The following is a 26,205-nucleotide window of genomic DNA, read 5'->3' as shown; positions in this document are numbered from 1 at the left end:
CTCTTCCGCGACGAAGGAGATCCCCATGGCACTGAGCTTCGGCGTTACCGTCCTTCCCGACCCGCCTGCGACGCGGCTCGTCGAGCTGATGGCGCTCGGCGAGGAGAACGGCTTCGAGATCGGGTGGACGTACGACTCGCACGTCCTCTGGCAGGACTCGTTCCCGCTCCTGACGCTCGCGATCCAGGCGACGTCGCGGATGCGGTTCGGGCACCTGGTGACGAATCCGGGCACGCGGGAGCCGACCGTGGTGGCGAGCCTCTACGCGACGCTCCACGACATCTCGGACGGCCGCATGGTGATGGGGATCGGGCGTGGCGACTCCGCGCGCCGCTACATCGGCCAGAAGCCGGTGCGCGTCGCGGAGTTCGAGGAGGCGCTCCGCATGATCAAGCCGTTCATGAACGGCGACGAGGTGCACTGGAACGACAAGGACCTGCAGCTGAAGTGGGTGCGGCCGGAGCTGCCCCGGATCCCGATGTGGGTCGCCGGGTACGGGCCGCGTGCACTGGGCGTCGCCGGGCGCGTCGGTGACGGGGTGATCATCCAGCTCGCCGACCCCGAGATCATCCAGTGGATCATGGGGACGGCGCGCGCCGCGGCGGAGGAGGCGGGTCGTGATCCGGCCGAGCTGAAGTGCATCGTCTGCGCGCCGAGCCATGTCGGGCCGGTCGAGGACGGCCGCGAGCAGACGCGGTGGTTCCCGGCGATGGTCTCGAACCACGTGATGGACCTGATCGAGCGGTACGGCGCGGACGGCTCGACGATCCCGCACGCCCTCACCGACTACGTCCAGGCGAGGAAGTTCTACGACTACAACGACCACTCGCGCGTCGGGGCGGCGCACGGCGAGTTCGTGACCGACGAGATCTGCGACCGGTTCTCGGTCCTCGGCTCGACCGACCAGATCACCGCGAAGCTGCGCGAGCTCGAGGAGATCGGGGTCGACCACTTCTCGATCTACCTGATGACGCACGGCCAGGAGGAGACGCTCGCGGCCTACGGGAAGGAGGTCATCCCGCAGTTCGAGCGGGCGACGCTGTAGCGACGGGAGGCCGGGGCGTGCGTGATCCCGCCCGCGAGCAGATCGAGGGCTGGCGGAGCGTCGCGCCGGGCTGGGAGCGGCGCCGCGACACCCTCTGGCGAGCGACGCGCTCGCTCTCGGAGCGGCTCGTCGACCTGCTCGACCTCCAGCCCGGGGAGACGCTGCTCGAGCTGGCCGCCGGCTCGGGCGACACGACGTTCCTCGCGGCCCCGCGTCTCGAGCCCGGCGGACGCGTCCTGTGCACGGACGCGGCGCCGGAGATGCTCGCGGCGGCGGCGTCGCGGGCCGCCGACCTCGGCGTCACGAACGTGGAGTTCCTCGTCGTCGACGCGGCGGCGACCGGCTTCGCCGATGCGTCCGTCGACGCAGCCCTGTGCCGCTTCGGCGTGATGCTCGTGCCGGACTGCGATGCCGCGGCGCGCGAGCTGTGCCGCGTCGTCCGCCCCGGCGGACGCGTCTCCCTGGCGGTATGGGCGAGCGCCGAGGAGAACCCCTGGATGTCGGCGGGCGGGCGGGCGGCGGTCGAGATGGGCCTCGTCGACCGGCCGCCTCGCGACGCACCGGGGCCGTTCCGCCTCGCCGATCCCGTGCGACTTCGTCTGCTGCTCGAGCGAGCCGGGCTCGAGGTCGACGTGCTGGAGGACGCGGGCGTGACGTGGCGGGCCGACTCCCTCGACGAGTGGTGGGCGATCACGACCGACACGTCGCGGATGCTCGGGGAGCTGGCACGGCGCGTCGACGACGAGACGTTGTCGCGGCTCCGTGCGCGGGCGAGCGGGTTGCTGCGGGAGCACACGGCCGCGGACGGGTCGCTCGCCGTCCCGGGGAGAGCCCGGGTGGTGCGCGCACGGCGGCCGCCGGCCGCCGGCGGCTCGTGAGCGACGGGCGCCGACGGCCCCTTCCCGTCACGTGCGGATCGCCGCGCCCCTGCGGAGCGCGTCAGAGGATCGTCTTGCCGAGGGCGCTCGCCACGAGCTCGACGGCGGTGGCGGCGGTCGAGTTCTCTCGGTCGAGGATCGGGTTCACCTCGACGATCTCGACGGAGTGGACGAGCCCGGACTCGGCGACGAGCTCGCAGGCCAGGTGCGCCTCGCGGTACGTGAGACCGCCGCGAACGGGGGTGCCGACTCCGGGCGCCTCGTCGGGATCGAGCGCATCCATGTCCAGCGAGAGGTGGACGAACCCGGGCCCGGCGACCCGTGCGAGCGCCTCGGTGACCGCCCGCTCGATCCCGATCCGGTCGATCTCGCTCATCGTGAACGCGCGGACGCCCGAGGTGCGGAGGAGCTCGCGCTCGTCGCGGTCGAGCTCCCGGACGCCGACGAGCGCCACGCGCGCGGGGTCGACGGCCGGGAGCGCCAGCCGCGGGTGCGCGAACGCGTCGCCGGCGAGCCCGAGCGCGGCGGCGAGGGGCATCCCATGGACGTTCCCCGTGGGGCTCGTCTCCGGACGGTTGAGGTCCCCGTGCGCGTCGATCCAGAGGACGCCTCCGGCCTGTCCGGCGGCCGTCGCCGCACCGGCGAGCGTGCCGATCGCGACCGAGTGGTCGCCGCCGAGCACGACCGGCAGCGCCCCGGCGCCCAGCGTGTCGCGGACGGCCTCTGCAAGCGCGGCGCAGGTGTCGAGGATCTCCTCGAGGTAGCGGGCGCGGATGTCGCCGACGGCGAGCGCCTCCGGCTCGCGGGTGGCGATGTTGCCGCGGTCGACGACGTCGAAGCCGATGGACGTGAGGCGCTCCTCGAGGCCCGCATAGCGGAGCGCAGACGGCCCCATGTCGACTCCGCGCCGACTCTGGCCGAGGTCGAGCGGCGCGCCGATCACCTGGACTGCCCTCGTCGCCGCCACGGGCGCGAGCCTAGACGATGGCTCGCGTGTCCGCGGGCGCGAGGTCGATCGCTACACTCCCCTTCCGCGGCGAGGTAGCTCAGCTGGTAGAGCACTCGGCTGAAAACCGGGGTGTCGCCGGTTCGAGTCCGGCCCTCGCCATGGCACGTGCGCCGACGCCGCAGCGCTGCCCGCCGACGGGATGACGACCGACACCCAGCAGCCCGACGGGCTCCTGTTCCTGGAGGACTTCGCCGTCGGGCAGGTCTTCGAGCTCGGGACGACGGCGATCAGCGCCGCCGAGATCGTCGCGTTCGGTCGGCAGTTCGACCCGCAGCCGTTCCACGTGGACGAGGCGGCCGCCCTGGAGTCCCCGTTCGGCGGACTGATCGCGAGTGGGTGGCACAGCTGTGCGGTGCTCATGCGGCTCTGGTACGAGGCCGTGTTGCGGGTGAGCGTGTCGCTGGGATCGCCCGGCGTGGACGAGGTGCGCTGGCTCGAGCCGGTGCGTCCCGGCGACGTCCTCACGGGTCGCGGGGAGGTGCTGGCCGTGCGGCCGTCGGAGCGGCGGCCCGAGCGCGGGACGGCGGTCGTGCGGATGACGCTCGAGAACGAGGAGGGCGAGACGGTCGTCTCGTTCGTCGGGCGTGCGCTGTTCGGGAGGCGCCCGGCGGAGTGAGCCGCGGACGAGGAAGAGGCGTCCGGGCCGGTAGACCGCACCACGAACGCCTCTGTCACCTCGGAGCCTACGCCCCGTTCGGGGAGCCGGTCAAGCCCGTCGGATCCTGATGTGGCGTCCGACGACGGCGTGGAGCAGTGACGCTGCGCTGCCGTTGGAGACAGCGAGCGACATGTTGCGGTAGCTGTCCTCGTAGAGGATCACGTCTCCGGGGCGTGCGTCGCCGAAGGTGCGGGCGGCGATCGCGAAGTACCGCTCGCCGGTGACGTCGAGCTCGACACGCGTCCCGGACACGACCCCGATCCGCTCGACGTCGTCACGCGTGATGTTGAGCGCGATGTTGCCGAAGCTGTCGACGTAGAGCATCGTTCCTTCCACGGCGTCGCCGGCGACCCTTGGCTCGGGGAGCTCGAGGCGCACGAGCGCGTCGACGGCGAGCGGCGGCCCGAGCTCGGCGAGGGGCACGCCGAGGGCGAGGTGCGCGGCTGCCGGTGCGAAGAGGTCGCGCCCGTGGAACGTGCGCGAGATGGTGTCGAGGGCGTAGTCCGGGTTCGCGATCTCCCGGACCTCCTCGATCCCGGCGCGATCGGCGGCGGGGAGGAGGAGCCCGTTGTCGGGGCCGACGAAGAACCGGCCGTCCGCGTCGCGGAGGGCGAGCGGGCGGCGAACGCCGCCGACACCGGGGTCGACGACCGCGAGGTGGACGCCGACCGGCATGTAGGGGAGCGTGTTGGAGAGCACGAGCGCGCCCTGGAGGACGGCCTGCGCCGGGATGCCGTGGGTGACGTCGATCACCTGTGCGTCGGGGGCGATGCGCTTGATGACGCCGTGGCAGGTCCCGACGAAGTCGTCGCGGAGCCCGAAGTCGGTGAGGAAGCAGATGAACACGCCTGCGAGCGTAGACGATCGGGGTCAGGGCTCCCCGAGGGCGCGGCGGACGGCATCGGCGAGGCCCGCGAGGTCGTGCGTGGCCGCCTCCGCGGCCACGACCACGCCGGCGTCACGGGCGGCGCTGCTGGTCTCCGGCCCGATCGTCGCGGCCGGGAGCGCCCCTCCCGAGCGAGCGTAGGCGCGGGCCGCGGACGGGGACGCGAGCACGACGAGGTCGGCGGGCGGGAGCTCCGCGATCGTGAGCTCGCGCGTTCGGTAGAGCGGCACGACGTCGGCGTCGAGGGCGTCGGCGACGACGCGACGGGCGCTCTCGGCCGCGGCGAAGAGCACGCGTCCGGCCGGCTGCGGCATGTCCGCGAGCAGCCCCTCCTGCGTCGAGACGCCTGCGACGAGGTCGGCACCGCCCATCGCCTCCGCGGTCGCGGCCCCGATCGCGGCGACGCGCGGCATCCTCCCGCGAGCCCTCCGGCGCAGCTCCCGCGCCCCGTTCGCGCTCGTGACGACGACCCAGTCGTAGCCGGAGACGTCGATCGGCTCGTCCCCGAGCGGCTCGACACGGATCAGCGGCACGTGCACGACGTCGTGGCCCTCGGCCCGGAGAAGCCGGACGAGGTCGGCCTCCTGGCCCTCGGGTCGGGTGACGAGGACGCGCGCCATCCCGGTCCCGTCCCTAGCCCCCACCCACCCGCGGGGTGATCGACGTTACCGCCACGGTCGAGACCCGAGTGTGCCGAGAGTGGATCGGTTCCGAGGCGACGTGCTCGACACGAGCGCTCACGGGAGGAAGGAACGGAGGGAGGCCGCCAGCTCGTCCGGGTCGGAGCCGCTTGCGCGCTCGACCCAACGGCCGTCCTCGTCCGCGACGAGTGCGGTGAGACATGCCCCGTCGTGATGGGCGGCAACGGGTGCGAGGCAGCCGCCCCCGATGAGCGCGACGCACCGCCGCTCGAGCTCGACGCGGCGGCGCGTCTCGGGGTCGTCCGCAGCGGCCACGAGGTGTTCGTCCCCGTCGCGGACTTGGAGCGCGAGCGCGCCCTGGCCTGCCTCGGGGAGCAGCTCACCGACGTCGAACCGGCGGCCCGCCTCCGCGGAGAGCCCGAGGCGGTCGAGGCCGCAGGCCGCGAGGACGATCGCGTCGAGCCCGCGCTCGCCGCGCTTCCTGAGCCGTGTGTCGACGTTGCCCCGCAACGGCTCGATCGAGAGCGTCGGCTCGAGCGCGAGCAGCTGCGCACGCCGACGCGCGGATGCTGTTCCCACCCGCATGCCGGGCTGGATCGACGAGGCCCCGCAGAGCGCGTCACGGGGGTCTTCGCGTACGGGGTATGCGCCGACGACGAGCCCGTCGGTGTCCGTCGACGTCATGTCCTTGGCCGAGTGCACGGCGACGTCGATCCGTCCGGCCAGCAACGCCTCCTCGAGCTCCTTCACGAACACGCCGCGCTCGCCGATCTCGCCGAACGGACGCGTGCGATCACGGTCGCCGGCGGTCGTGATCGGGACGAGGGCGATCTCGATCCCCGGGCGGCGCAGCGCGTCCGCGGCGCGCTCGGCCTGGGTCAGTGCGAGCCTACTGCCGCGAGACCCGACGCGAAGCAGCACCGCAGGTACGCCGTGGGGCGGTGTGCGATTCGCCGCAGCGCCGCCGGGAGCGGGGACGGATGCGCACGAACGCCGTCGGGAGCTGGAGTGGAAGGGGCCGGCCGTCCGCGATCGGTCGTGTCACTGTTCCCGTTCCTCCTCCCCGAGCCCGAACAGGTGCCGCACGACCGCAGCATAGACGACCCCGTCCGAGGCGGCTGCGGCCTCCTTCATGCGAACGGTCGGGAGGTGGAGCAGCTTGTTCACGATCTGGGCGGTCATCGCCTCGATCAGCCTGCGGTCGTTCTCCGGGAGACGCCCGAGCCTGCGTTCGGCCCTTGCCAGCTCCGCCGAGCGGATCTCCTCGGCGTGTGCGCGCAGCGACGCGATCGCCGGGACGACCGCGAGTGAGGCCTGCCATTCCTTGAAGCGCTCGGCCTCCGCCGCGACGATCTGCTCGGCACGCGCCGCCTCGGATCGGCGACCGGCGAGTGACGCGTCGACCACCGCCTCGAGGTCGTCGATGTCGTAGACGAAGCACCCGTCGACGGCGGACAGCGACGGATCGACGTCGCGCGGAACCGCGAGATCGACGAACAGGAGCGGTCGCCCGCGGCGGGCCCGCAGTGACGTCGCGGCATCGTCGCCGATGACGAAGCCCGGAGCGCTCGTGGACGCAACGACGATGTCGACGTCACGGAGCTCCTCGGCGATCCCGTCGAGGCCGATCGCACGGGCTCCCAGGTGGCGGGCGAGCTCCTCACCGTGCGCCGGTGTGCGGTTGGCGATCGCAGAGACGCTCGCTCCCCGCGTGCTCAGGTTGCGGGCGGTGAGCTCGCTCATCCTCCCGGCGCCCACGAGGAGCACACGTCGCCCCGCGAGGTCGTCGAAGACCTGCTGCGCAAGGGCTGCGGCGGCGGCCGGCACCGAGGCGGGTGCCTCCCCGACGGCCGTCTCGACCCGTGCGCGTCGCCCGGCGTGCAGCGCCATCCGGAACAGCCGGTCGAGGAGGGCGCCGGTCGTGCCGACGTCGTACGCGTCGCGAACCTGCCCGAGGATCTCGCCCTCGCCGGGCACGAGCGAGTCCAGGCCCGCTGCGACACGGAAGAGGTGGAGCGCGGCCGACTCGTCGCTCAGCCGGTACAGCACCGGCTCGAGAGAGGTTCTCTCCTCCTCGGCGAGCTCGAGCAGCGCCGTGACGGCACGTTCCTCCAGGGGTGCAGGCTCACTCGACGCGAGGTAGAGCTCCGTGCGGTTGCAGGTGGAGAGGACGACGCTCTCGCAGCCGAGGGCGAGCGCGGCCGCGAGGGCGCGCGCGCCGTCGAGGTCGACGGCGACGCGCTCCCGGAGCTCTACCGGGGCCTGGTGGTGCGAGACGCCAACGAGTGCGAGCTTCACGGGGCAAGTGCTCCTACGCGGCGAAGTGGGTGATCGGCAACACGATCGCGACGAGGAGGAGGCCGAGGAGGAACGACCAGGCAGCACGACGGCCATGGAGCCCGACCTCGCGACGGAGGAGCAAGACGGTCGCGTAGAGCAGCCAGACGACGGCGGTGACGCCCATCGCCGCATCGACCTCGTCCCGTTCGAGGGTCGCGAGCCCGACCACGATGCCCGCCGTCAGCGAGGCGAAGCCGACGAGGGCGACGCGGGCAGCGAGGCGGTCGAGTGCCGCGAGCGGTGGGAGCCTCAGCCGCAGGACTCTCGCGTCGCGGCGCTTGAGCCGGCGCTCCTCCCACAGGTAGAGCGCGGCCATCCCGCCCGCGACGGTGAACGCGGCGAAACCCGCCAGCATCAAGCCGGCGTGGACGGCGAGCGCGGCCCCGGCATCGCTCACCTGCTCGATCGCCGTGCCCCCGCCCGCCCACGCGAGCAGCAGGAGCCCGGCGGCGACCGGCATCACGGCGAGCCCGAGCATGCGATATCGGGGAGTGCAGCCCCAGATCAGGTACGCGCTGACGACGAGCCACGAGAACAGGTTCAGTGCCCCCGCCCACGTCGACCAGGGGAATCCTTCACTGGACACCGCCTGGACGAGCAGCAACGCCGTCTGGGCGAGCCATCCGATGCGGACGCCCCAGATCCCGAGGCGTCCGGCTCGGCCGGCCCCGCGGAGCTCGCCGGCGTAGGCGAAGGCGGCTTCGCCGTAGGCGATCAGCGCCGGCCAGACGAGTAGCTCAGCCATCGTCCCGTCGCTTCCGCGCGAGCTCGGCGAGCTCGGTCGCCTCTCGCTCGAGGCGTGCGAGCTTCGCCGCGATGATCGCCACCCAGACGAGGACGAACAGGAGCACGATCCCGTAGGCGGCGGCGACGTACTTCTCACCCGCGCTCATCCGGTCAGAGCCTCCCGTAGCTCGCGGAGACGGGCATCGGTGCGCTTCCCCGCGAGCTCGACGCTGTACATGAGCAGCGCGAGCGCCATGATCGCCGCCCAGGCGACGCAGAACGCGGCGAACATCGTCCCGGTCATCTGTGGGCCCTCGCGTGTGAAGACGGTGGGGTGGATGAAGTCGTTCGCCAGCCGGATCGCGAAGAAGCTCACCGGGATCAGCGCCACCCCGAACAGCGCGTAGACGGCCGAGATCCGCTCGCGCCGCGGGCCTGCCTCCACCGAGAAGCGAAGCATGAAGTACGCGCAGTAGAAGAGGAAGAGCACGAGGAACAGCACGAGCTGATTGGAGCTCCAGGTCCACCACACGCCCCATGACGCCTTCGCCCAGATCGCCCCTGTGATCAACGTCAGCGCACCGAAGATCGTCCCCTGGTGGATCGCTGTGTAGCTCTCGAGGTCGTATCGCTCACCGCGTGTCCAGAGGACGCGCAGCGCCTTCCAGGCGCCGAGCCCGAACAACGCGTAGGCGGTGAGGGCGATCGGGACGTGGAAGTAGAAGATCTTCTGCGAGATGCCCTGGTCGGCTTCCTCGGGCGCGACGAAGAAGATCATCGTCACGGCGATCGCCATCAGCGCGATCGTCAGGGTGGAGAGGATCGGGAGGGTGACTCGCATGGGCGCGGATGTCCTTACTCGGTGACGACGTACTCGAACGACGCCCACGAAAGTATCGCGAACACGGCGTCGTACAGACAGAGGAAGAGGAGGTACGTCCGGGGCTCGGCGGAGATGCTCGAGCCGACGCCCCCGACGACGAGGGGGATCGAGAGGGGGAGCACGAGGAGAGGCAGCACGACCTCCCGCCCACGCCCGGCCGCGGCCATCGCCGATGCGAGGGAGCCCACGACGCAGATGCCGACGCTCGCGAGCACGACCCCGAGCACCGCTGCGAGGTCGAGCGGAGCGAAGAGCAGCGCGAACGTCGGGAGTGCGACGAGCTCGGCCGCGCCGAGGAAGGCGAGCGCGGCGAGCGTCTTCGCGAGCCAGATCGCGCTCCGGTCGACGGTGGCGAGGACGAGGCCGTCGAGGGCACCGTCCTCACGCTCGGGGACCCACGCGCGCGTGAGGCCGAGGAGCGCGGTGAAGACGATCGCGACCCACAACAAGCCGTACGCCGCCTCGTCTCCCGTGTTCTCCGGAAGCGCGAAGTGGAACACGACGAGCGTCGAGACGACGAAGAGCAGCATCGCGGGCAGCGTGTCGCGCGCGCGCAGCTCGAGGCGGAGGTCCTTGCGCAGAAGCGCAGCGACGTCTCCCAGGTAGCCGTTCATGCGGCGACGAGCGGGAGCTGCGACGTGGCGTACGGGGCGACGTGGTCGGGGTCGTGCGTCGCGATGACGAGCGTGCGGCCCTCGAGGAGCCGTCCGAGCTCTCCGTCGAGGAGCGCCGCGGCCTCGGCGTCGAGCGCGGTGAACGGCTCGTCGAGCACGAGCAGATCGGAGTCGTGGAGCAGGGCACGGCAGAGGGCGAGCCGCTGGCGCATCCCCCGCGAGTACGCCGCGACGCGCTCACCGCGGACGTCCCACAGACCCAGGCGCTCGAGGAGCATGCCGATGCGCTCGCGACGCTCCGGGACGCGGTACAGGCGCCCGTAGAGATCGAGGTTCTCGATCGCGGTCAGCTCGCCGTAGAGCAGCGACTCATGGCCGAGGTAGCCGACGCGCGACCGCTCCGTGCCCACGGACAGCACGCCACGGGTCGGTGCGGCGAGGCCGGCGAGCAGGCGCAGGAGCGTCGTCTTGCCCGAGCCGTTCGGGCCCGTCACGACCAGGAACTCTCCCCGGTCGAGCGTGAACGACACCGGCCGCAACGCCCGACGATCGCCGTAGCGCTTCTCAAGGTGCTCGGCTCTGATCACTCCGCGCCGTCCTCGCCTTCCTCTCCCTGCCACCCGGCGAGACGGCCGCGTGGACAACCACCCCCAGGGGACACCCCAGGTCCCTGATAGCACGGTAGCGAGGATTTCGCGACTCGACTGTGCCGAGAGCGCGCCCAGGCCGCAACAGGTCGCCCGTCCTCCCACGCCGCCGATGCCGTCATCGCGTCAGAGGAGCGTGTCGAGGCCGACGAACACGCAGAAGACGACCGAGATCACGCCGTTGACCGTGAAGAACGCCGCGTCCAGACGGTGGAGGTCTCCCGGTCGGATCAGCCGGTGCTCGTAGAGGAGCAGGAGCGCCACCGCGCCGACACCGCCCCAGTACCACGGCCCGGCGCCGAGCCCGAGCCCCACGACGGCGAGCGCTGCGACGGCCGCGGCGTGCATGACGCGTGCCCCGGCGAACACCCCGCTCTCACCGAACCGCGTGGCCCAGGAGTGCAGCCCGGCCTCGAGGTCGTGCTCCAGGTCGAACAGGGAGTAGAAGAGGTCGAACCCGGCGACCCAGAGCGCCACCGCGAGCCCGAGCACCCAGGTCTCCCAGCGGGTGGTGCCGGTCACGGCGAGCCACGCCCCGACGGGAGCCAGGCCGAGACACGCGCCGAGCCACAGGTGGCAGAGCCAGGTCAGCCGCTTCAGGTAGGGATAGACGACGAACATCGCAACGGGGATCGGCCAGAGCCAGCGGACGACGGGGTCGAGCTGGAACACCGCGACGAGGTAGACGCCGAGCGCGATTGCGGACAGTCCCCAGACCTGTGGGCGTGTGAGTGATCCACTCGGCAGCTCGCGGGACGCGGTACGCGGGTTTCCCGCGTCGATCTCCGCGTCGACGAGCCGGTTCAGCGCCATCGCGAGCGTCCGCGCGCCGGCCATCGCCACCGTCACCCACACCATCGCCGAGGCGCCGGGCCACCCTCCGACGGCGAGCAGGCCGCCGACGTAGGCAAAGGGGAGCGCGAACACCGTGTGCTCGAGGCGGACGAGCCGCGACAGGCGGCGCGGCAGCGAGACGGCGTGATCCGTCACGTCTGCCGATGGGTGGACTGCTGCTCCCCGGCTGCGAGCTCGAGGCCGTGCACCAGGGCCGGCCGCAGCACCGCGAAGCCGTCACGGCACCCTCCCGGAGACCCGGGCAGGTTCACGATCAGCGAGGCGCCCCGGAGACCCGCGAGGCCACGGGAGAGCAACGCATGCGGCGTGCGTGTCAGCGCGTCCGCCCGGATCGCCTCCGCGATCCCGGGAGCCTGCCGGTCGAGAACGGTCGCCGTGGCCTCGGGCGTGACGTCGCGAGGCGCGAACCCCGTGCCCCCGGTTGTCAGCACCACGGCGGACCCGGCCGCCAGCTCGAGGAGGGCGGCCGCGATCTCGGACGCCTCGTCGGGCACCACGCGGCGCGCGACCTCGAAGCCGTCCGCCTCGAGCAGCGCGGTGAGGACGTCGCCGCTCCGGTCCTCCCGCACGCCCGCGTGCACGCCGTCCGAGACGGTGAGCACCGCTGCGTTCATGCCGGCTCCTGCTTCGTCTTCTCCACGAGCTGGATCGCGGTCACGCTCATGCCGCTGTCGACGGCCTTCGCCATGTCGTAGACGGTGAGCGCGGCGACCGCGGCACCGGTCAGCGCTTCCATCTCGACGCCGGTCTGCGCCGTCGTCTCCGCGACGGCCTCGATCTCGACGCCGGCGTCGGTGACCTCCAGGTGGATCTCGACGAGGGACAGCGGCAGCGGATGGCAGAGGGGCACGAGCTCGCTCGTTCGCTTCGCGGCCATCACGCCCGCGATCTGCGCCGTCGTCAGGGCATCCCCCTTCGGCAGTGACCGCAGGCGTGCCGCCGTCGCCGGGGCCATCCGGAGCGTGGCGCGAGCGACGGCGCGCCGGCGGACGTGCGGCTTGTGGCCGACGTCGACCATCTGCACGTCACCGGTGGACTCGTCGACGTGCGAGAACTCACTCATCGGAGGAACGTCCTGCGAGCGAGGGACGCGAGCCCGCGCCGATGCTCGCGGACCGCGCGCGCCCGGGCGCCCAGCCCGTCGCCGTAGAGGATCCCGAGCGCGCCGCGGAACCCGTCGCCGATCGCGTCGGAGTACGGGTACCACCACGGAGGCCGCAGCCGCCCTGCATCGGCGTCCGTGTACGTGATGTGCGACAGGGCGTAGAGCCCGTGCTTCGAGTGCGTGCGGCCGTGCCCCGAGTCGCGGCGTCCGCCCCACGGCGCCTGGCACGCCCCGTACGAGTAGGCGTGGTCGTTCACCCACACCGAGCCCGCCTCCAGGGACGATGCGACCCGCGTCGCCCGCTCGCGGCTCGTCGTCCACACGCTCGCGCCGAGCGCGAACGGAGAGTCGTTGGCGAGTCGCACGCCCTGGTCGTCGTTGTCAATACTGCAAACGACGACGGCCGGGCCGAACACCTCCTCCCGCCAGATCCGCGCGGCCGTCGGCTCGGCGGTGAGCACGGTCGGCTCGTGGAACCAGCCCGGAAGACCCGTCTCGGGGCGACCTCCCCCGGTCGCGATCTCCGCCCCGTGCTCGACCGCATCCGCGACGAGCGATTCGACCTTCGCGCGCTGCGCCTCCGTCACGAGCGGCCCGAGATCCGTGTTCGGGTCCTCCCCGCGTCCGATCCGGAGACGCGCGGCGCGGGCCACGAACCGCTCGAGGAACGGCTCGTAGAGGCTGCGCGACACGTAGATGCGCTCGACGCCCGAGCACACCTGGCCGCAGTTCGTGAACGACGCCCAGACGGCGCCCTCGACCGCCCGATCGACGTCTGCATCGTCGAGCACGAGCATCGGGTCCTTGCCGCCGAGCTCGAGCGTCACCGGGCAGAGTCGCTCGGCCGCCCGGCGCCCGACGCGGCGACCGGCCTCGGTCGAACCGGTGAACACGACCGCGTGGACGCCGCGATGGCCCACGAGCGCGTCCCCGATCGTCGGGCCCGTTCCCTGCACGACGCGGACGAGGCCGGGGGGCGCACCGGCGCGGCGGAACACCTCCTCGACCCAGGCCCCCGTCAGCGGCGTCAGCTCCGACGGCTTGAGCACGACGGCGTTGCCCGCCGCGACGGCGGTCGCGACCTGGGTGAACGGGACGCCGAAGGGGAAGTTCCAGGGGGAGATCACGGCGACGACGCCGATCGGCACGTATCGCACCTGGCCGCGCTTGTGGAGGAGGTGCGGCTGGGAGAAGCGGACGCGTTCGGGTCGGAGCACCTTCTCCGCCGCCCGCGACAACCAGGAGGCGTTGTCGAGGGACACGAAGACGTCAGCCGTCAGCGCCTCGACGAGCGGCTTCCCGGTCTCCGCCACGACCGTCGCGACGATCTCGTCCCGCGCCTCGAGAACCTCGTGGACGACGCGGCGCAGCACGCGGCCGCGCCCGGCCAGCGGCTCGCGCGCCCACGCCTCCTGCGCCAGCCTCGCCTCCGCGATGACCTCGCCGAGCGCCTCGGGCGGCGTCACCGGCACCCGCCCGACGACGTCGAGCGTCGCGGGGTTGACCGGCGTCAACTGGTCCCGGGCGAGATCGGACGTCGCGCTCACGTGCGCATCGTAGACGGGTCGAGCCGCTCGCCGGTCACCCGCCGGAACGCGATCCGGTCGGGGCCGGCCTGCGGCCGCGGCGCAGCCGGGGTGGCCCGTGCGCGCCCGACCTACGACGAGGGCTGGAGCGGCCGCTCACCGAGCGCCACCTGCACGGTGACCGGGGTGTCCCCGTCCCGGAGCACCTCGAACGAAACCGTCTCGCCCGGCATCAGCTCGTCGGTGACGATGCGCGAGACGTCGTCGGCGCTTCGCACCGGCTTGCCGTCGATCGCGACGATGACATCGCCGCCGAGCGTCACGCTGAGGCCGTTGTACGACTCGCGCTGCGACCCGGCGCGCAGCTTGGCCCGCGCGGCGGGCGTCCCCGGCTCCACCGCGACCACGAGCGCTCCGCGGTCGGCGGCGAGGCCGAATCGCCTCGCGAGGCCGGGAGTCACGTCCTGTGTGGTGATGCCGATGTAGGCGTACGCGACGCGTCCCGTGCGGATGAGCTGATCCAGCGCGCGCTTCGCGACGTTGATCGGGATCGCGAACCCCACTCCCTCCGCGGTCCCCGAATTGGAGCGAATCTGGGCGTTGATCCCGATCACCCGCCCGGCGGCGTCGAACAGCGGCCCGCCGGAGTTGCCTCGGTTGATCGGGGCGTCGATCTGGATCGCATCCGCGACGGCATAGCGGGACGTGAGCGACGCGATCGACCGGCCGGTGGCAGAGACGACGCCGACGGCGAGCGACGTCTGGTTCCCGAACGGGCTCCCGATCGCCGCCACGGGCTGACCGACGACGACGTCCGCCGAGTTGCCGAGCGGGACGGGTTGGAGCGTGTGGTCACCGGTGTCGACCCTGATCGCACCCACGTCGCTGAAGAGATCCCACCCCACGATCTCCGCGGGTGCACGCTCCCCGTCGGCGTACTCGACGAAGACCGCGCGGGCCCCGCGAACGTTGGACGACGACGCGACGTTCGTGATCACGTGGGCGTTCGTGAGGATCGTCCCCTTGCGATCGACGACGAAGCCCGACCCCTGGGACTGGCCGTCGGGGCCGAGATCGGCGTAGATCGTGACCACCCCTCCCGAGCGGCTCGCGTAGATCCTCGCGGGGTCGAACCCGGTCGTGCGGATCGGCCGTGCGGCCGCTGTCTCGGGCGCCTGCGTCTCGGGCGCCGCGACCGAGACCGTCGTCTCGCCGTCGATGAGCCCGGCCCGATCCGCCACGACGACGCCGGCTGCGCCGCCGAGGAGGGCGGCAGCGATCACGACACCTGCGAGTGCGGGGGCGCGCATCGACTCACTGTAGCCGTGCCCGCCGTTCCGGCCCCGGATGCGTTTTCACGTGGAAACCGCGATCGGCTCGGCGGCCGGAGCCGGGACGGCGGCTGCGGGGAGCGCGAGTGTGAACACGGTGTGGCCCGGGCGTGTGGACAGCGTCACCGTCCCGCCCATGCACTCTGCGAGCTCCCGCGCGATCGCGAGGCCGAGCCCGCTTCCCGACGCCGTTGTGCCCTCGCCCCGGTAGAAGCGATCGAAGACCCGGTCGACGTGGTCGGGTGGAATGCCCGGCCCGTGATCCTCCACCGCGAGCGTGGCCCGCGCCCCCTGGTAGCGAGCGTGAACGATCACGTGCGTCCCCTCGGGCGTGTGGACGAGAGCGTTCACGGCGAGCGCACGCGCGGCCTGGAGCACCCGCTCCTCGTCGGCATCGGCCCAGACCGCCTCCGGGGCGTCGATAGCGAGCGTGTGCCCACGCAGCGTGGCCACCGGCTGCAGCTCCTCGCCGAGGATCAGCGCCGTCTCGGTGAGGTCGACGTCCTCGTGCTCGACGTGGAGTCGTCCGGCGTCGATGCGCGAGAGATCGAGCAGATCGCCCGCCAGCCGGCTGAGGCGGTCGACCTGCTCCCGCGTCGAGACGAGGAACCGCTGTCGGGTCTCGTCGTCGAGATCCTCGTCCGTGAGCAGCTCGAGGAAGCCCGCGAGCGAGAACAACGGCGTGCGCAGCTCGTGGGAGGCGTTGGCGACGAACTCCTTGCGTGCGGTGTCGAGCTGACGCAGCTGCACCCGCATCCGGTCGAATGCGACCGCGAGTTGCCCCAGCTCGTCGTCACCGGTGTCGACGACCGGCTCGTCGAAGTGCCCGACCGCGATCCTGTTCGCGGCGCGCTCGAGCCGACTGATGCGCCGCGCGTGCACGGCGGCCGCTGCGGCCCCGAGGACGAGCGCGATCGCGGCCGCGACGAGCGTCGCGAGCGCGAAGCTGCGCTTGACGAGGCGCACCGTCGCGAGCTGGTCCGCGAGCGAGGACGTGAGCACCATCACACCCCCCGAGGGCAGGAGGGGGATCGCCACCGCCGCGTAGCTCCCGCCGCTGCGCTCGGTGCGCCCACGGACGAGCGCGCCGCTGCGGGCAGACTCCATCGCGATCGGGTCCTCGTCGAGGGATGGTGCCTCACTGCCGGCCGAGTCGGCGAGCGTCGTCAGCCGCAGCGGCGGGCCGAGCGCGCCGAGCACGGCCACGCGGGTGTCGAACGTCGACGCCGCGCCGTTGACGAAGCTGTCGAGCCCGAGCGCGTCCGTGGCGCTCCGGGAGGCGAGGGCCGTCGCGAGAGCCCTGGCGTTGTCCTGCATCTGATCCAGCTTGGCGTCCACCAGCCGGCGCTCGAGCGACGGCACGACCATCAGGTAGGCCGCGAGCTGCGCCGCGCCGACGATCAGCACGAGCGCGAGCACGAGCCTCGCGCGGATGCCGCCGGGAATGCTCACTTGTCCCGGAAACGGTACCCGGCCCCACGCACCGTGAGGATCAGCTCGGGCTCCCGCGGGTCTTCCTCGATCTTCTCCCGGAGATGTCGGACGTGGACATCGATCGTTCTCGGCTCCCGGTAGTCCGCGCTGCCGCGGATCCTCTCCAGGAGCTGCCGACGCGAGTAGACGACGCCGGGAGTGGCGGCGAGGAGCGCCAGCAGCTCGAACTCCACGAACGTGAGCTGCACCGGAACGCCGCGGACCGCCACCGTGCGCCGCGGCATGTCGATGACGACGTCGCCGCGGTCGATCACCTCGTCGCGCCGCGAGGCGTGGTGGGGCGTCGCAGCGCGGCGGAGCAGGGCGCGGACGCGGCTCCGGAACTCCCGGATCGAGAACGGCTTCGTGATGTAGTCGTCGGCGCCCAGCTCGAGCCCCAGCACCTTGTCGAGCTCGTCGTCGCGGGCGGTGAGCATGATGATCGGGACCGTGCTCTCGGCGCGCAGCCGCCGACACACCTCGAGGCCGTCGACCCGGGGAAGCATGAGGTCGAGCACCACGAGGTCGATCTCCTCCTCGGCGAAGCGCTGCAGCGCCTCGTCACCGGTGCGAGCCGGCACGACGCGGTAGCCCTCCCGCTCCAGCGGATAGGTGAGCAGGGTCTGGATCGACTCCTCGTCGTCGACGAGGAGGATCGTGGACGTGTCCTGTGGCATCGTGGTCGATCGGGCTGCAGCCGCGGGCGGTGCGCCTCCGCGGGTCTGGTGAACCGCCTCTACGCAGGGGTTTCGCCTAGACTACCGCGCGCGCATGGTGCCGGCACGGCCCCGCATCTCAGGGAGCAGGCCGCGCCGCGGCCCCGTCGATCGGCCGCTCAACCTCCGGCTCGCGCGGACGGCGGCGGTGCTGCTGGCCGCGCCCCTGCTCCTCGTCCTCGTCACGCTCGCCCCGTCGGGTGCGCTGCCCCGGCCGACACTGCCCCCCGCGTTCGACGGCGCGACGGCACTGGAGCTGGCGCGCGAGCTGGCGCGTGACTACCCGGATCGCGAGCCAGGCTCGCTCGGCGGGGCCGGCGCCGCCCAGTGGTACCGCGACAAGCTGCGCCTCTACGGGCTCGCCGCTCGGGAGGATCGCTGGACGGCCGACGTCCCCGGCCTCGGGCGGCGCCCGCTGCTGAACCTCGTCACCGTCGTCCCCGGCACGTCCGAGAACACGATCGTGGTCGTTGCCCATCGGGACAACAGAGAGCTGGAGGCGGGGGCGAACGACAACGCGTCCGGCACGGCCGCGTTGCTCGAGCTCGTCCGCCCGTATGCGCGGACGGGAACCGTCGCGCGTCGCCCGACCCCGGTGCACACGCTGGTGTTCGTCTCGACCGACGGCGGCGCGTTCGGCTCCCTCGGCGCCGCGCGCTTCGCCGACGACTCGCCGCTCGGGCGCCGCGCGGTCGCCACGCTCTCTCTGGACGGGATCGGAGGACGGACGCGACCGCGCCTCGAGATCTCGGGGGTCGCGCCGCGTACCGCCCCGCCCATGTTCGTGCGGACCGTCGCCGCCCGCGTCGGGGACGAGACCGGCGCGGTGCCGGTGCTCCCGGGGTGGCTGACGCAGCTCGTGAACCTCGGCCTCCCCTTCGGATATGGGGAGCAGTCCCCCTTCCTCTCGGCGGACGCTCCGGCGATCCGCCTGTCCACCGCCCCCGACGTGGAGTTCCAGTCCGACCCGGTCGCCGACGCGCTCGATCCTCGCACCTTCGACCAGCTCGGGAGGGCAGCGGAGACGGCGATCGCGTCGCTCGACGAGGGCGTTCGACTCGCCCGCAGTACGGCACCGTTCGTCTACTGGGGCGACGGCGCGGTTCGTGGCTGGGCAATCGCCGCCGTCTTCGTCACCGGCCTCCTCCCCTTCGCCGCCGTCACGATCGACCTCCTCGCGCGCCTGAGACGTCGAGGAGTGCGGCTCACCCGTCAGTGGCGTGCGTTCCGGCTGCGGCTCGTCGTCTGGCTCGGGGTAGGGGCTCTCGTGGCCGTCGCGGCGCTCGCGGGCCTCTTCCCCCGGAGCACGGGCAGGGCCCCGGTCGCCGACGCACCGCCCGTCGAGGACTGGCCGGGCGCCGCGTTGTTCGGCGCCGCCGTCGTGCTCCTCGCGGCGGTCTGGCTCGCCACACGGTTCCGCCACCGCCGCGCCGCAATGATCGACGGCGAGGAGCGGTTGGCCGGATACGCCGTCGCGTACCTCGCGCTCTGCGCGGCGGCGCTCCTCCTCGTCGTGGTCAACGTCTACGCACTCGTGTTCGTGCTCCCGTCCCTCTACGCGTGGGTGTGGCTCCCGGTCGTCGAGCGGCGGCCGGCCTGGGTCTCGGACGCGCTGCTCGGGCTCGGGCTCGCAGGGCCGGTGATCGCACTCGTCGTGCTCGCCGAACAGCTCGGGCTCGGGCTGCGAACGCCCGTGTACGCGGTCGGGCTCGCCACCTCCGGTGTGATCCCCTGGCCCGCGTGCCTCGCGCTCCTCGTGTGGGCCGCCGCGGCCACGCAGCTTGCCGCGCTCGTGGGGACGCTCCGGCCCGCAGGGCCGCCGCTGCCGGCTCAGCAGCCGAGCTCGAGGTAGCGCACGCGGGCGCCCGCAGGGAGCTCGTCCTCTCCTCGCGGAACGCGGATCAGGGCGTCCGCCCGTGATGCCCACACGATCATGTGCGAGTCCTGCCCCGAGAGAGGGTGGAGCCGATCCTCGTCCCCGGATCGATCGACCCGGGCGCGCACGAAGTCCTCTCGGCGCGGATTGCGGGAGACGGGCGCGCCGAGCACGCCGTTGCGGTAGACAGGCCCCGGCTCGCGGGCGCCCTGGAGCGCGAGCAGCGCCGGTCGCACGAAGAGCAGGGCCCCCACGAGCGACGAGACCGGGTTCCCGGGCAGGCCGAAGAGGAGCGTTCGCCCACGCACGGCGAACGACAGCGGCTTGCCCGGCCGCACGGCGACGCCCCAGAACACCTCCTCGACGCCGAGATCGGCGGCAACCGTGCGCACGAGGTCGTGCGGTCCGGCAGAGACACCGCCGGAGCTGACGACGACATCCGCCTCGAGCACCTGCTCGAGTGCTGCGCGATGGGCTGCCGGATCGTCCGGCACCGCCCCCGAGCGCTCGACGGTCGCCCCCGCCCGAGACAGCTCGGCCGCGAGCATGACGCCGTTCGACTCGTAGATCTCGCCCGGACGCAGCTGTGATCCCGGCGGGCGGAGCTCGGTCCCCGTCACGAGCATGCTGACCGACGGACGGCGGGAGCAGACGAGCTCGCCGACCCCGGTCGCGGCGAGGGCTGCGAGATGGGCGGCAGAGAGGATCGTCCCCGACTCGACGACGACGTCGCCGCGGCGGACGTCGCCGCCGATCTCGCGGATGTTGGCGCCGATGGTCGGCGCCGCGGGGATGTCGATCCGGTCACCGTGATCCGTGACGAGCTCGAGCGGGATCACCGCGTCCGCATCGTCGGGGACGACCGCGCCCGTCGAGATGCCCATCGCCTCCCCGGCGCCGAGCGGGCGCGACGCAGGACGCCCCGCCGGGATGCGGACGCCGACGGGAAGCGTGCCGGGGCAGTCCGCGACGCGAACCGCGAAGCCGTCCATCGCCGAGCTACGGAACGGGGGGAGGTCGACCGTCGCGGCCGCATCCGCTGCGAGCACGCGTCCCGCCGCGTCGTCGAGCGACACCGTCTCCGGCGCCAGGGAGTGCGCACGCTCGAGCACGCGCTCGAGCGCCTCGTCGACGCTCAGGAGTGGACGCACGGCCCGAACGCTATCGGTCTCCCGTGGGTCGGGGTACGCTCGCCGCATGACCTCGGCCGTGGCCCCACCTACGTGCGCGGGCCGCTCGTCGAGCCGACGCCGGCGAGGCCGATGAGGGTTCTCTACTTCGGGACGTACGACCGCAGCGCCCCGCGGAACGCCCAGGTGATCGACTGCCTCGCGGCCGCCGGCGTGAGCGTGATCGAGCGGCATCGCCAACTGTGGGGCCGCAGCGCGTGGTCGATGGGCCTCCGGCAGCTCGCGCGCGTGGCAGCGGCCGAGCGGGGGCTCGCGCGCGAGCACGAGCCGGAGGCGGACGTCGTTCTCGTCGGCTATCCCGGCCACTTCGACATGCCGTCCGCCCGCCGGGTCGCACGTGGGCGCCCGATCGTCTTCAATCCGCTCGTCTCGCTCTACGACACCCTCGTCGGCGACGGGGCCCGGTTCCGACGTGGCACGCCGGCCGCCGGACTCCTGCGTCACACAGACCGTGTCGCGTTCCGACGCGCCGACCTCGTCGTCGCCGACACCGAAGCGCAGGCCTCGTTCTTCCGCGAGACGTTCGGGCTCGCCGACGACCGCGTCGCCGTGTGCCTCCTCGGCGCGGACGACCGGCTGTTCCGGCCCGGCTGGCATCCCGAGCACCCCTTCCACGCGCTCTTCGTCGACCCGCCCTTCCCACCGCACGGAGCGGACACGGTGGTCTCCGCAGCGAAGCTGCTTCCCGACGTCCCGTTCCGCATCGTCGGCGTCGACCCGGACGTGAACGCGCCGGATGGTCGTCCCGACAACGTCGAATGGCAGCCGTGGACGGGCGCCGACGAGCTCCCTGCCGCCTATCACGCCGCCGGCTGCGTGCTCGGGACGTTCAGCGACGACCCGAGGGCGGCACGGGCGATCCCGGGCCATGCGTTCCAGGCCCTCGCCTGCGGGCGCCCGTTGATCACCGCCGACACCCCGGCTGCCCGCGAGCTCCTTCGCAACGGCGTCGACGCGGTGCTCGTGCCACCGGCCGACGCCGAGGCTCTCGCCGAGTCACTGGCGCGGATCGCCGGCGACGCCCGCCGTGGGGAAGCCCTCGCGGGCGCGGGGCGGGCGCGGTACCTGGAGCGAGCCAGCTGCGGCGTGCTCGGCGAGCGCTGGCGTGCGCTCATCGAGGGCGCCCTCGAGCGTCGGTGAGGGCGCGCCGCATCCGTGCGGGTCAGGGCACCTGCGGCTGCGGTCCTGCTGTCGGCCCGCCCGACGGGCCGGGCGTGTCGTCAGAGGATGCGTCGTCCTGCTCGACCGCGTCGCCTTCGGCGGCGGCGTCCTTCTCCTCCTCCTCCTCGGCGGGCGCGGCGTACGGGTCGTAGCTGAGCGCGAGCGGTCCCCGGGTGAACGACTCCCACTCGACCGGGGCCACCGGCTCCGGCGGGAACTCGCGCACCGGCCGGCGCTCCAGGGCGGGCTCCATGAACGCGTGCCAGATCTCGGCCGGGAAGCTCCCGCCCGAGACGGAGATCCCGTGCACCGACTCCATCGGGATCTCGCCGCGCGTGTAGCCCATCCACACCGCCGTCGCGAGGTCCGGCGTGTACCCGACGAACCAGGCGTCGGCGTACTCGTCGGTCGTCCCCGTCTTCCCGGCCGCCGGCCGGGAGAGCGCCGCTCGCGTTCCCGTCCCGTAGCGGACGTTGTCCTGGAGGATCCTGGTCACCTCCCACGCGACGCCGTCGGGGAGCACCCGCGTGCGGTTCGGGGTGCCCCAGCGGCCGTCCCGGTCCTCGTTGCCGTCGGCGAGAACGACGCGCCGGATCGCCGTCGGCTCCGCGTAGACGCCACCCGCGGCGAGCGTCGCATACGCCGAGGCCATGTCGAGCGGGGAGACGGCGATGCTCCCGAGCCCCATCGCCGGGACGTACGCGCCGTCGACGTCGAGCGGCGTCCGGACGCCCATGGCGCGTGCCGTCTCGGCCACGCGCTCCGGCGTGACGTCGAGGGTGAGCTGCGCGTAGACCGCGTTGTCGGACCGGATCGTCGCGCGGCTGATCGATGTCCATCCGGTGTAACTCGAGTCGTAGGTCTTCACGCACCACCACGAGCCGTCGTCACAGGAGCCGTTCTCGACCGGTCGATACGTGTAGGGCGCCGACACGTAGTACGTGCTCTCCGGATTGATCCCACGCGCGACCGCCGCCGTGAGCACGAACGTCTTGAACGTCGAGCCGGGCTGCCGGCGCGCCTGGGAGAGGAGGTTGAACTCGTTCGTCGCCCGTCCCGGCACGACCGCGGTCATCGCCCGGATCGCTCCCGTCGCGGGATCGATCGAGATCAGGGCAGCCGCCGGGTCGTCGCGTTCCGTGAGCACGCCGGAGATCGCCTCTCGCGCCAGCCGCTGCCACCGCGGGACGATGGTCGTGTAGACGCGGAGGCCGCCGGAGCGCACGGTCTCGGCGCCGTACCTCGCGATCAGCTCGTCCCGCACGTACCCGAAGAAGTACGGCTCGCGGATCTCGCGGAACCGCTTGCCCGGACGCAGCGGCAGCTCGCGGACGCGGAGCGCGGCGGCCGCGCGCTCCCTCGTGACCATTCCCTCGTCGACCATCGCCCGGAGCACCCGGTCGCGGCGCTCGAGCGCCTTGCGCGGCTCGACGAACGGGTCGTAGGCGGACGGCGCCTGCGTCAGCCCGGCGAGCAACGCCGACTCCTGCAGCGTCAGGTCCTGCGCCGGCTTCCCGAAGTACGTCTGGGCGGCCGCCTCGACCCCGTAGGCGAGGTTCCCGTAGTAGACCTGGTTCAGGTACGTCTGCAGGATGCGGCGTTTCGTCCAGGACTGCTCGAGCTTCACCGCGAGGCAGGCCTCCTTGATCTTCCGCGCCACCGTGCGCTCGCTCGAGATGTAGAGGTTGCGGACGAGTTGCTGCGTGATCGTCGATCCACCCTGCACGACCTTGCCGGCCCGGATGTCCGCGAGCACCGCGCGCGCGATCCCCTCGACGTCGACGCCCTCGTGCTCGAAGAACCGGCGATCCTCGATTGCGACCGTCGCCTTCCGCATCCAGGGACTGACCCGCGAGAGCGACACGACCTCCCGATTGCGCTCGGCCGGGATTGCGCCGAGGAGCGATCCGTCCGCGGCGTAGACGAACGAGTTCTGCCCGATCCTGACCGGCTGCAGGGAGTCGAGGTTGCACGACGTCCCGAACGCGTAGACGGTGGCGCCGGCGCCGATCCCGGCCACGAGCACCACCACCGCCGCCCCAAGGGCGATCGCGAGTGCTGGCGTGCGGCGGCGGCGGCGCCTGCGCCGCGAGCGCGGGAGCTCCCGGTCGACCGGGCGGGGGGGCCGTCGGCGCGGCCGGCTCATGCCGCGATGGTAGCCGTCGCCCGTCATGGCACCACGGAGGGCCTCGGCGAGCCCCCGCAGTGCCCCCGCGGCACCACGTCCGGGACGTCGCGTCCCGGTCATCGCGTCGGCGCGCCGGCGCCGCCGCGCCCCGCGGTTCTCGTCGCGCTGCGTAGGATCGGCGTGGTTCGATGAGCACCCTGGAGACCGATCACATGAGAGCCGACACGTGAGCATCGACGAGCGGCCCGCGGCCGCCGTCGCCGACGACGTCGCCGCATCCGAGGCGACGGCTCCCGGCGACGCGAGCACCCGCGATGTTCCGCGCGGGCGCCTCGTCGGATGGTTCGTCCTCGTCGGCGTGCTGGCGACGCTCAGCTACGCAGGCAACCTCGCCGACGCCGGCGACCCTCCCGCCGACCTCCTCTACCGCTGGTCGTCGGCGATCGGCGCCGCCGTGCAGTACGGGATCATCCTCGTGGTCGTCGTCTTCCTCGCGCGCGGCATCGACCGCAGCGTCCTCGGCCTCCGGCGCCCGCCGTCGTGGGGTCGGGCGGCCGGGCTCGTCCTCGCCGGGTACGCGACGATCATGGTGCTCGGCGTCCTGCTCAACGTCTTCCTCAAAGCCGGGGAGGAGCAGGGGCTCGTCCCCGAGGAGTGGGATCCCGACCGCGCGGCGCCGTTCGTCGCCAATTTCGTCGTCGTCGTCACGATCGCCCCGATCGTCGAGGAGCTCGCATACCGTGGCGTCGGCTTCGCCGCCGTACGCTCGACGTGGGGCCCGACCGCCGCGGTCGTCGTCACGGCCGTCGCCTTCGGGCTCGCGCACGGGCTCGTCGTCGCGCTCCCGATCCTGACCTTGTTCGGGCTCGTGCTCGCGTTCGTCCGGCACCGTAGCGGGAGCGTCTATCCGTCGATCGTCCTGCACGCGCTGTTCAACGGGGTCGCGCTGCTCGCAGCGGTGACGGTGGCGGGGGGTGGGTGATGGACGACGCCAAGGCCCTCGAGGAGCTGCGGCGCCGGATCGACGTCGTCGACGCACGGATCGTCGAGGCCGTCAACGAGCGACTGCGGCTCGTGGACGAGCTGTGGCGCATCAAGGCGCGTCTCGGTGCCGATCGGCTCGACCCGGACCGCGAGAGACGACTGCGGGAGGCGCTCGCCGCCGCCAACACGGGCCCGCTCACGCCGGCGGGGCTCGACGAGCTCATCGACGAGCTGCTCGCGCTCGTCAAGCGCGAGCTCGCCCGCGGAGGGCGCTAGTCCTCCTCGTCCTCGGTCCTGAACTCGTCCGGCGTGACGCTGTCGAGGAAGCGGCGGAACTCCCCGACGTCGACGTCGCTCAGCGAGGTCGGCGTGGCGACGCCGCGCTCGAGCTCGGGCTCGTCGCCGTCAAACTCGACACCGGACTCGTCGATCACCTCGTCCGCGGCATAGATCGACGCGTCGGCGCGCAGGGCCAACGCGATCGCGTCGGAGGTGCGCGAGTCGATCTCCACTTCGTCACCGTTTCGCCGGAGCGTGATCCGCGCGTAGAACGTGTTCTCCCGGAGCTCGGTCACGGTCACCCGCACGATCTCGGCGTCGAGGGTGTCGATGATCGCGCAGGCCAGGTCGTGCGTCAGCGGCCGCGGCGGCTCGGACTCCTGGAGCTTCATGAGGATCGCCGCGGCCTCGGGGTGGCCGATCCAGATCGGGAGGAACGTGTTGCCGTCCGTCGTCCGGAGGAGGACGATCGGCTGCTTGCTCGCGAGGTCGAAGCTGACCCCGTAGACCGACATCTCCCGCATCGCCACTGCATCCCAGTGTATCCACGCGCCCGCCGACCGCACACGGCCTGTGGCGCGTTGAGCGCAACCGCCGGGCGGCGCCGCGCCGACGGCACGGGGAGAGTGGGCGATCCTGGACTCGAACCAGGGACCTCCGCCTTATCAGAGCGGCGCTCTAACCGACTGAGCTAATCGCCCCCCGGGGCACGGCAGTCTAGCGGAGGAGGCGACCGGGCTCTCCACTCACGCACCCGGTCACGGCGAGGCGGCCTCGAGCGCCTCCACGAGCTCCGCGAGCCGCGTCTCGTCGCCGAAGTCGATCTGCAGCCGTCCTCCCACCACGCGGCTCGGCAGCCCGGTGAGCCGCTCGGCGGCGCGCGCGGCGCGGTCGGCGAGCGCGGGGTCGACCGCGGCCGCCGCACGCCGCGGGCGACGGCGGGCACCGCCTTCACGGGCCGCGCGCTCGGCGGCCCGCACGGTCATGCCGTCCCGGGCGATCCGCCGCGCGAGACGGATCCGGGACTCGTCGTCGGGGAGCGAGAGCACCGCACGCCCATGCCCCTCGGTGATCTCGCCCCGCGCGAGCATCCACAGCACCTCCTCCGGGAGCTCGAGCAATCGCAGGCGGTTCGAGATCGAGGGCTTCGAGCGGCCGACGTGCTCCGCGAGCTCTCCGAGCGACAGCTCGAACTCGTCGACGAGCGAGGCGTAGGCACGCGCCTCCTCGACCGGTGAGAGGTTCTCCCGGGCG

General features: G+C 72.7%; 28 protein-coding genes and 2 tRNA genes. 8 read left to right on the top strand and 22 right to left on the bottom strand.

Annotated elements, in window-relative coordinates:
• Positions 1-25: 25 nt before the first annotated feature.
• Both AC162C_RS09935 and AC162C_RS09930 read left to right on the top strand, forming a co-directional pair.
• Positions 26-1,045: a TIGR03842 family LLM class F420-dependent oxidoreductase gene (locus tag AC162C_RS09935; RefSeq protein WP_484097405.1), complete on the top strand. Its 1,020-nt coding sequence runs from the start codon at positions 26-28 to the stop codon at positions 1,043-1,045.
• 17 nt (positions 1,046-1,062) lie between these two features.
• Positions 1,063-1,923: a class I SAM-dependent methyltransferase gene (locus AC162C_RS09930; protein ID WP_484097404.1), complete on the top strand. Its 861-nt coding sequence runs from the start codon at positions 1,063-1,065 to the stop codon at positions 1,921-1,923.
• A gap of 61 nt (positions 1,924-1,984) precedes the next feature.
• On the opposite strand, the gene rocF is transcribed toward AC162C_RS09930, so the two are convergent.
• Entirely contained in the window at positions 1,985-2,890 is a 906-nt protein-coding gene (gene rocF, locus AC162C_RS09925) for an arginase (RefSeq protein WP_484097403.1), read from the bottom strand.
• A 68-nt stretch (positions 2,891-2,958) separates the two neighbouring features.
• Here rocF and AC162C_RS09920 point away from each other — a divergent pair.
• Together AC162C_RS09920 and AC162C_RS09915 are read left to right on the top strand one after the other, a co-directional pair.
• Positions 2,959-3,031: transfer RNA gene (locus tag AC162C_RS09920), tRNA-Phe, on the top strand.
• A 40-nt stretch (positions 3,032-3,071) separates the two neighbouring features.
• Entirely contained in the window at positions 3,072-3,548 is a 477-nt protein-coding gene (locus tag AC162C_RS09915) for a MaoC family dehydratase (protein ID WP_484097402.1), read from the top strand.
• A 90-nt stretch (positions 3,549-3,638) separates the two neighbouring features.
• Here AC162C_RS09915 and AC162C_RS09910 read toward each other — a convergent pair whose 3' ends face one another.
• The 16 genes from AC162C_RS09910 to AC162C_RS09835 form a co-directional block, all read right to left on the bottom strand.
• Complete coding sequence (locus AC162C_RS09910) at positions 3,639-4,436, bottom strand: SAM hydrolase/SAM-dependent halogenase family protein (protein ID WP_484097401.1); 798 nt, start codon at positions 4,434-4,436, stop codon at positions 3,639-3,641.
• A 24-nt stretch (positions 4,437-4,460) separates the two neighbouring features.
• Entirely contained in the window at positions 4,461-5,096 is a 636-nt protein-coding gene (locus tag AC162C_RS09905) for a uroporphyrinogen-III synthase (protein ID WP_484097400.1), read from the bottom strand.
• Positions 5,097-5,213: 117 nt separating this feature from the next.
• Positions 5,214-6,038, bottom strand: a complete 825-nt coding sequence (hemC, locus tag AC162C_RS09900; protein WP_462972392.1) for a hydroxymethylbilane synthase — start codon at positions 6,036-6,038, stop codon at positions 5,214-5,216.
• A gap of 120 nt (positions 6,039-6,158) precedes the next feature.
• A complete protein-coding gene (gene hemA / locus AC162C_RS09895) occupies positions 6,159-7,415 on the bottom strand; it encodes a glutamyl-tRNA reductase (RefSeq protein ID WP_484097399.1) in 1,257 nt (418 codons plus the stop codon).
• A gap of 13 nt (positions 7,416-7,428) precedes the next feature.
• Positions 7,429-8,202, bottom strand: coding sequence for a cytochrome c biogenesis protein CcsA (gene ccsA / locus AC162C_RS09890; RefSeq protein ID WP_484097398.1), 774 nt, complete (start codon positions 8,200-8,202; stop codon positions 7,429-7,431).
• Positions 8,195-8,350, bottom strand: a complete 156-nt coding sequence (locus tag AC162C_RS09885; protein ID WP_462972389.1) for a hypothetical protein — start codon at positions 8,348-8,350, stop codon at positions 8,195-8,197. Before AC162C_RS09885 ends, ccsA (AC162C_RS09890) begins: the two co-directional genes overlap by 8 nt.
• A complete protein-coding gene (gene ccsA / locus AC162C_RS09880) occupies positions 8,347-9,024 on the bottom strand; it encodes a cytochrome c biogenesis protein CcsA (RefSeq protein WP_484097397.1) in 678 nt (225 codons plus the stop codon). Before ccsA (AC162C_RS09880) ends, AC162C_RS09885 begins: the two co-directional genes overlap by 4 nt.
• A gap of 14 nt (positions 9,025-9,038) precedes the next feature.
• On the bottom strand, positions 9,039-9,680 hold the full coding sequence (locus tag AC162C_RS09875; protein ID WP_462972387.1) for a heme exporter protein CcmB: 642 nt from the start codon (positions 9,678-9,680) through the stop codon (positions 9,039-9,041).
• Positions 9,677-10,267 carry a heme ABC exporter ATP-binding protein CcmA gene (gene ccmA / locus AC162C_RS09870; protein ID WP_462972386.1) on the bottom strand — a complete coding sequence of 197 codons (591 nt, stop codon included), beginning with the start codon at positions 10,265-10,267 and terminating at the stop codon, positions 9,677-9,679. The genes AC162C_RS09875 and ccmA overlap by 4 nt, the downstream gene beginning before the upstream one ends.
• Before the next feature lie 186 nt (positions 10,268-10,453).
• Entirely contained in the window at positions 10,454-11,317 is an 864-nt protein-coding gene (locus tag AC162C_RS09865; protein ID WP_484097396.1) for a UbiA-like polyprenyltransferase, read from the bottom strand.
• On the bottom strand, positions 11,314-11,796 hold the full coding sequence (locus AC162C_RS09860; protein WP_462975094.1) for a MogA/MoaB family molybdenum cofactor biosynthesis protein: 483 nt from the start codon (positions 11,794-11,796) through the stop codon (positions 11,314-11,316). The genes AC162C_RS09865 and AC162C_RS09860 overlap by 4 nt, the downstream gene beginning before the upstream one ends.
• Positions 11,793-12,245 (bottom strand): cyclic pyranopterin monophosphate synthase MoaC, encoded by a 453-nt coding sequence (gene moaC / locus AC162C_RS09855; RefSeq protein WP_484097395.1) that lies wholly within the window; start codon positions 12,243-12,245, stop codon positions 11,793-11,795. The genes AC162C_RS09860 and moaC overlap by 4 nt, the downstream gene beginning before the upstream one ends.
• Entirely contained in the window at positions 12,242-13,834 is a 1,593-nt protein-coding gene (locus AC162C_RS09850) for an aldehyde dehydrogenase family protein (protein WP_484097394.1), read from the bottom strand. The genes moaC and AC162C_RS09850 overlap by 4 nt, the downstream gene beginning before the upstream one ends.
• A 110-nt stretch (positions 13,835-13,944) precedes the next feature.
• A complete protein-coding gene (locus AC162C_RS09845) occupies positions 13,945-15,123 on the bottom strand; it encodes a S1C family serine protease (protein WP_484097393.1) in 1,179 nt (392 codons plus the stop codon).
• Between the two features lie 45 nt (positions 15,124-15,168).
• On the bottom strand, positions 15,169-16,596 hold the full coding sequence (locus AC162C_RS09840; protein WP_484097392.1) for a sensor histidine kinase: 1,428 nt from the start codon (positions 16,594-16,596) through the stop codon (positions 15,169-15,171).
• Positions 16,593-17,294 carry a response regulator gene (locus tag AC162C_RS09835; protein ID WP_484097391.1) on the bottom strand — a complete coding sequence of 234 codons (702 nt, stop codon included), beginning with the start codon at positions 17,292-17,294 and terminating at the stop codon, positions 16,593-16,595. Before AC162C_RS09835 ends, AC162C_RS09840 begins: the two co-directional genes overlap by 4 nt.
• Positions 17,295-17,388: 94 nt before the next feature.
• On the opposite strand from AC162C_RS09835, the gene AC162C_RS09830 reads away from it, so the two are divergent.
• Positions 17,389-19,185, top strand: coding sequence for a M28 family peptidase (locus AC162C_RS09830; RefSeq protein WP_484097390.1), 1,797 nt, complete (start codon positions 17,389-17,391; stop codon positions 19,183-19,185).
• On the opposite strand, the gene AC162C_RS09825 is transcribed toward AC162C_RS09830, so the two are convergent.
• Positions 19,164-20,360: a molybdopterin molybdotransferase MoeA gene (locus AC162C_RS09825; protein ID WP_484097389.1), complete on the bottom strand. Its 1,197-nt coding sequence runs from the start codon at positions 20,358-20,360 to the stop codon at positions 19,164-19,166. The two genes, AC162C_RS09830 and AC162C_RS09825, sit on opposite strands and share 22 nt — an antisense overlap.
• Positions 20,361-20,471: 111 nt before the next feature.
• Here AC162C_RS09825 and AC162C_RS09820 point away from each other — a divergent pair, with 111 nt between their 5' ends.
• Positions 20,472-21,539, top strand: coding sequence for a glycosyltransferase family 4 protein (locus AC162C_RS09820; RefSeq protein ID WP_484097388.1), 1,068 nt, complete (start codon positions 20,472-20,474; stop codon positions 21,537-21,539).
• Between the two features lie 22 nt (positions 21,540-21,561).
• Here the strand turns inward: AC162C_RS09820 and AC162C_RS09815 are convergent, their stop codons facing one another.
• Positions 21,562-23,706: a transglycosylase domain-containing protein gene (locus AC162C_RS09815; protein WP_484097387.1), complete on the bottom strand. Its 2,145-nt coding sequence runs from the start codon at positions 23,704-23,706 to the stop codon at positions 21,562-21,564.
• A 208-nt stretch (positions 23,707-23,914) separates the two neighbouring features.
• Between AC162C_RS09815 and AC162C_RS09810 the strand changes: the two genes are divergently transcribed.
• The gene (locus tag AC162C_RS09810) at positions 23,915-24,670 is read left to right on the top strand and encodes a lysostaphin resistance A-like protein (RefSeq protein WP_484097386.1); all 756 of its coding nucleotides are present in this window, start codon (positions 23,915-23,917) and stop codon (positions 24,668-24,670) included.
• Positions 24,670-24,948 (top strand): chorismate mutase, encoded by a 279-nt coding sequence (locus tag AC162C_RS09805; protein ID WP_484097385.1) that lies wholly within the window; start codon positions 24,670-24,672, stop codon positions 24,946-24,948. The genes AC162C_RS09810 and AC162C_RS09805 overlap by 1 nt, the downstream gene beginning before the upstream one ends.
• On the opposite strand, the gene AC162C_RS09800 is transcribed toward AC162C_RS09805, so the two are convergent.
• The 3 genes from AC162C_RS09800 to AC162C_RS09790 form a co-directional block, all read right to left on the bottom strand.
• Entirely contained in the window at positions 24,945-25,475 is a 531-nt protein-coding gene (locus AC162C_RS09800; protein ID WP_462972458.1) for a bifunctional nuclease family protein, read from the bottom strand. The genes AC162C_RS09805 and AC162C_RS09800 overlap by 4 nt on opposite strands.
• 103 nt (positions 25,476-25,578) lie before the next feature.
• Positions 25,579-25,652, bottom strand: a tRNA-Ile gene (locus AC162C_RS09795).
• A gap of 57 nt (positions 25,653-25,709) precedes the next feature.
• A partial coding sequence (locus AC162C_RS09790; RefSeq protein WP_484097384.1) for a ParB/RepB/Spo0J family partition protein occupies positions 25,710-26,205 on the bottom strand: 496 nt, incomplete at its 5' end.

The sequence above is a fragment of the Gaiella sp. genome (genome assembly GCF_057140465.1).
Note: the sequence above shows the minus strand (reverse complement) of the source record. Positions and strands in the feature narration are given on the sequence as shown.

Bases quoted from the DNA above. Each gene is read 5' to 3' on its own strand.
- AC162C_RS09935 (WP_484097405.1), top strand. From the start codon at position 26: ATGGCACTGAGCTTCGGCGTTACCGTCCTTCCCGACCCGCCTGCGACG.
- AC162C_RS09915 (WP_484097402.1), top strand. From the start codon at position 3,072: ATGACGACCGACACCCAGCAGCCCGACGGGCTCCTGTTCCTGGAGGAC.
- AC162C_RS09905 (WP_484097400.1), bottom strand. From the start codon at position 5,096: ATGGCGCGCGTCCTCGTCACCCGACCCGAGGGCCAGGAGGCCGACCTC.
- ccsA (WP_484097398.1), bottom strand. From the start codon at position 8,202: ATGGCTGAGCTACTCGTCTGGCCGGCGCTGATCGCCTACGGCGAAGCC.
- AC162C_RS09885 (WP_462972389.1), bottom strand. From the start codon at position 8,350: ATGAGCGCGGGTGAGAAGTACGTCGCCGCCGCCTACGGGATCGTGCTC.
- ccsA (WP_484097397.1), bottom strand. From the start codon at position 9,024: ATGCGAGTCACCCTCCCGATCCTCTCCACCCTGACGATCGCGCTGATG.
- AC162C_RS09875 (WP_462972387.1), bottom strand. From the start codon at position 9,680: ATGAACGGCTACCTGGGAGACGTCGCTGCGCTTCTGCGCAAGGACCTC.
- AC162C_RS09860 (WP_462975094.1), bottom strand. From the start codon at position 11,796: ATGAACGCAGCGGTGCTCACCGTCTCGGACGGCGTGCACGCGGGCGTG.
- moaC (WP_484097395.1), bottom strand. From the start codon at position 12,245: ATGAGTGAGTTCTCGCACGTCGACGAGTCCACCGGTGACGTGCAGATG.
- AC162C_RS09845 (WP_484097393.1), bottom strand. From the start codon at position 15,123: ATGCGCGCCCCCGCACTCGCAGGTGTCGTGATCGCTGCCGCCCTCCTC.
- AC162C_RS09835 (WP_484097391.1), bottom strand. From the start codon at position 17,294: ATGCCACAGGACACGTCCACGATCCTCCTCGTCGACGACGAGGAGTCG.
- AC162C_RS09830 (WP_484097390.1), top strand. From the start codon at position 17,389: ATGGTGCCGGCACGGCCCCGCATCTCAGGGAGCAGGCCGCGCCGCGGC.
- AC162C_RS09820 (WP_484097388.1), top strand. From the start codon at position 20,472: ATGAGGGTTCTCTACTTCGGGACGTACGACCGCAGCGCCCCGCGGAAC.
- AC162C_RS09815 (WP_484097387.1), bottom strand. From the start codon at position 23,706: ATGAGCCGGCCGCGCCGACGGCCCCCCCGCCCGGTCGACCGGGAGCTC.
- AC162C_RS09805 (WP_484097385.1), top strand. From the start codon at position 24,670: ATGGACGACGCCAAGGCCCTCGAGGAGCTGCGGCGCCGGATCGACGTC.
- AC162C_RS09800 (WP_462972458.1), bottom strand. From the start codon at position 25,475: ATGCGGGAGATGTCGGTCTACGGGGTCAGCTTCGACCTCGCGAGCAAG.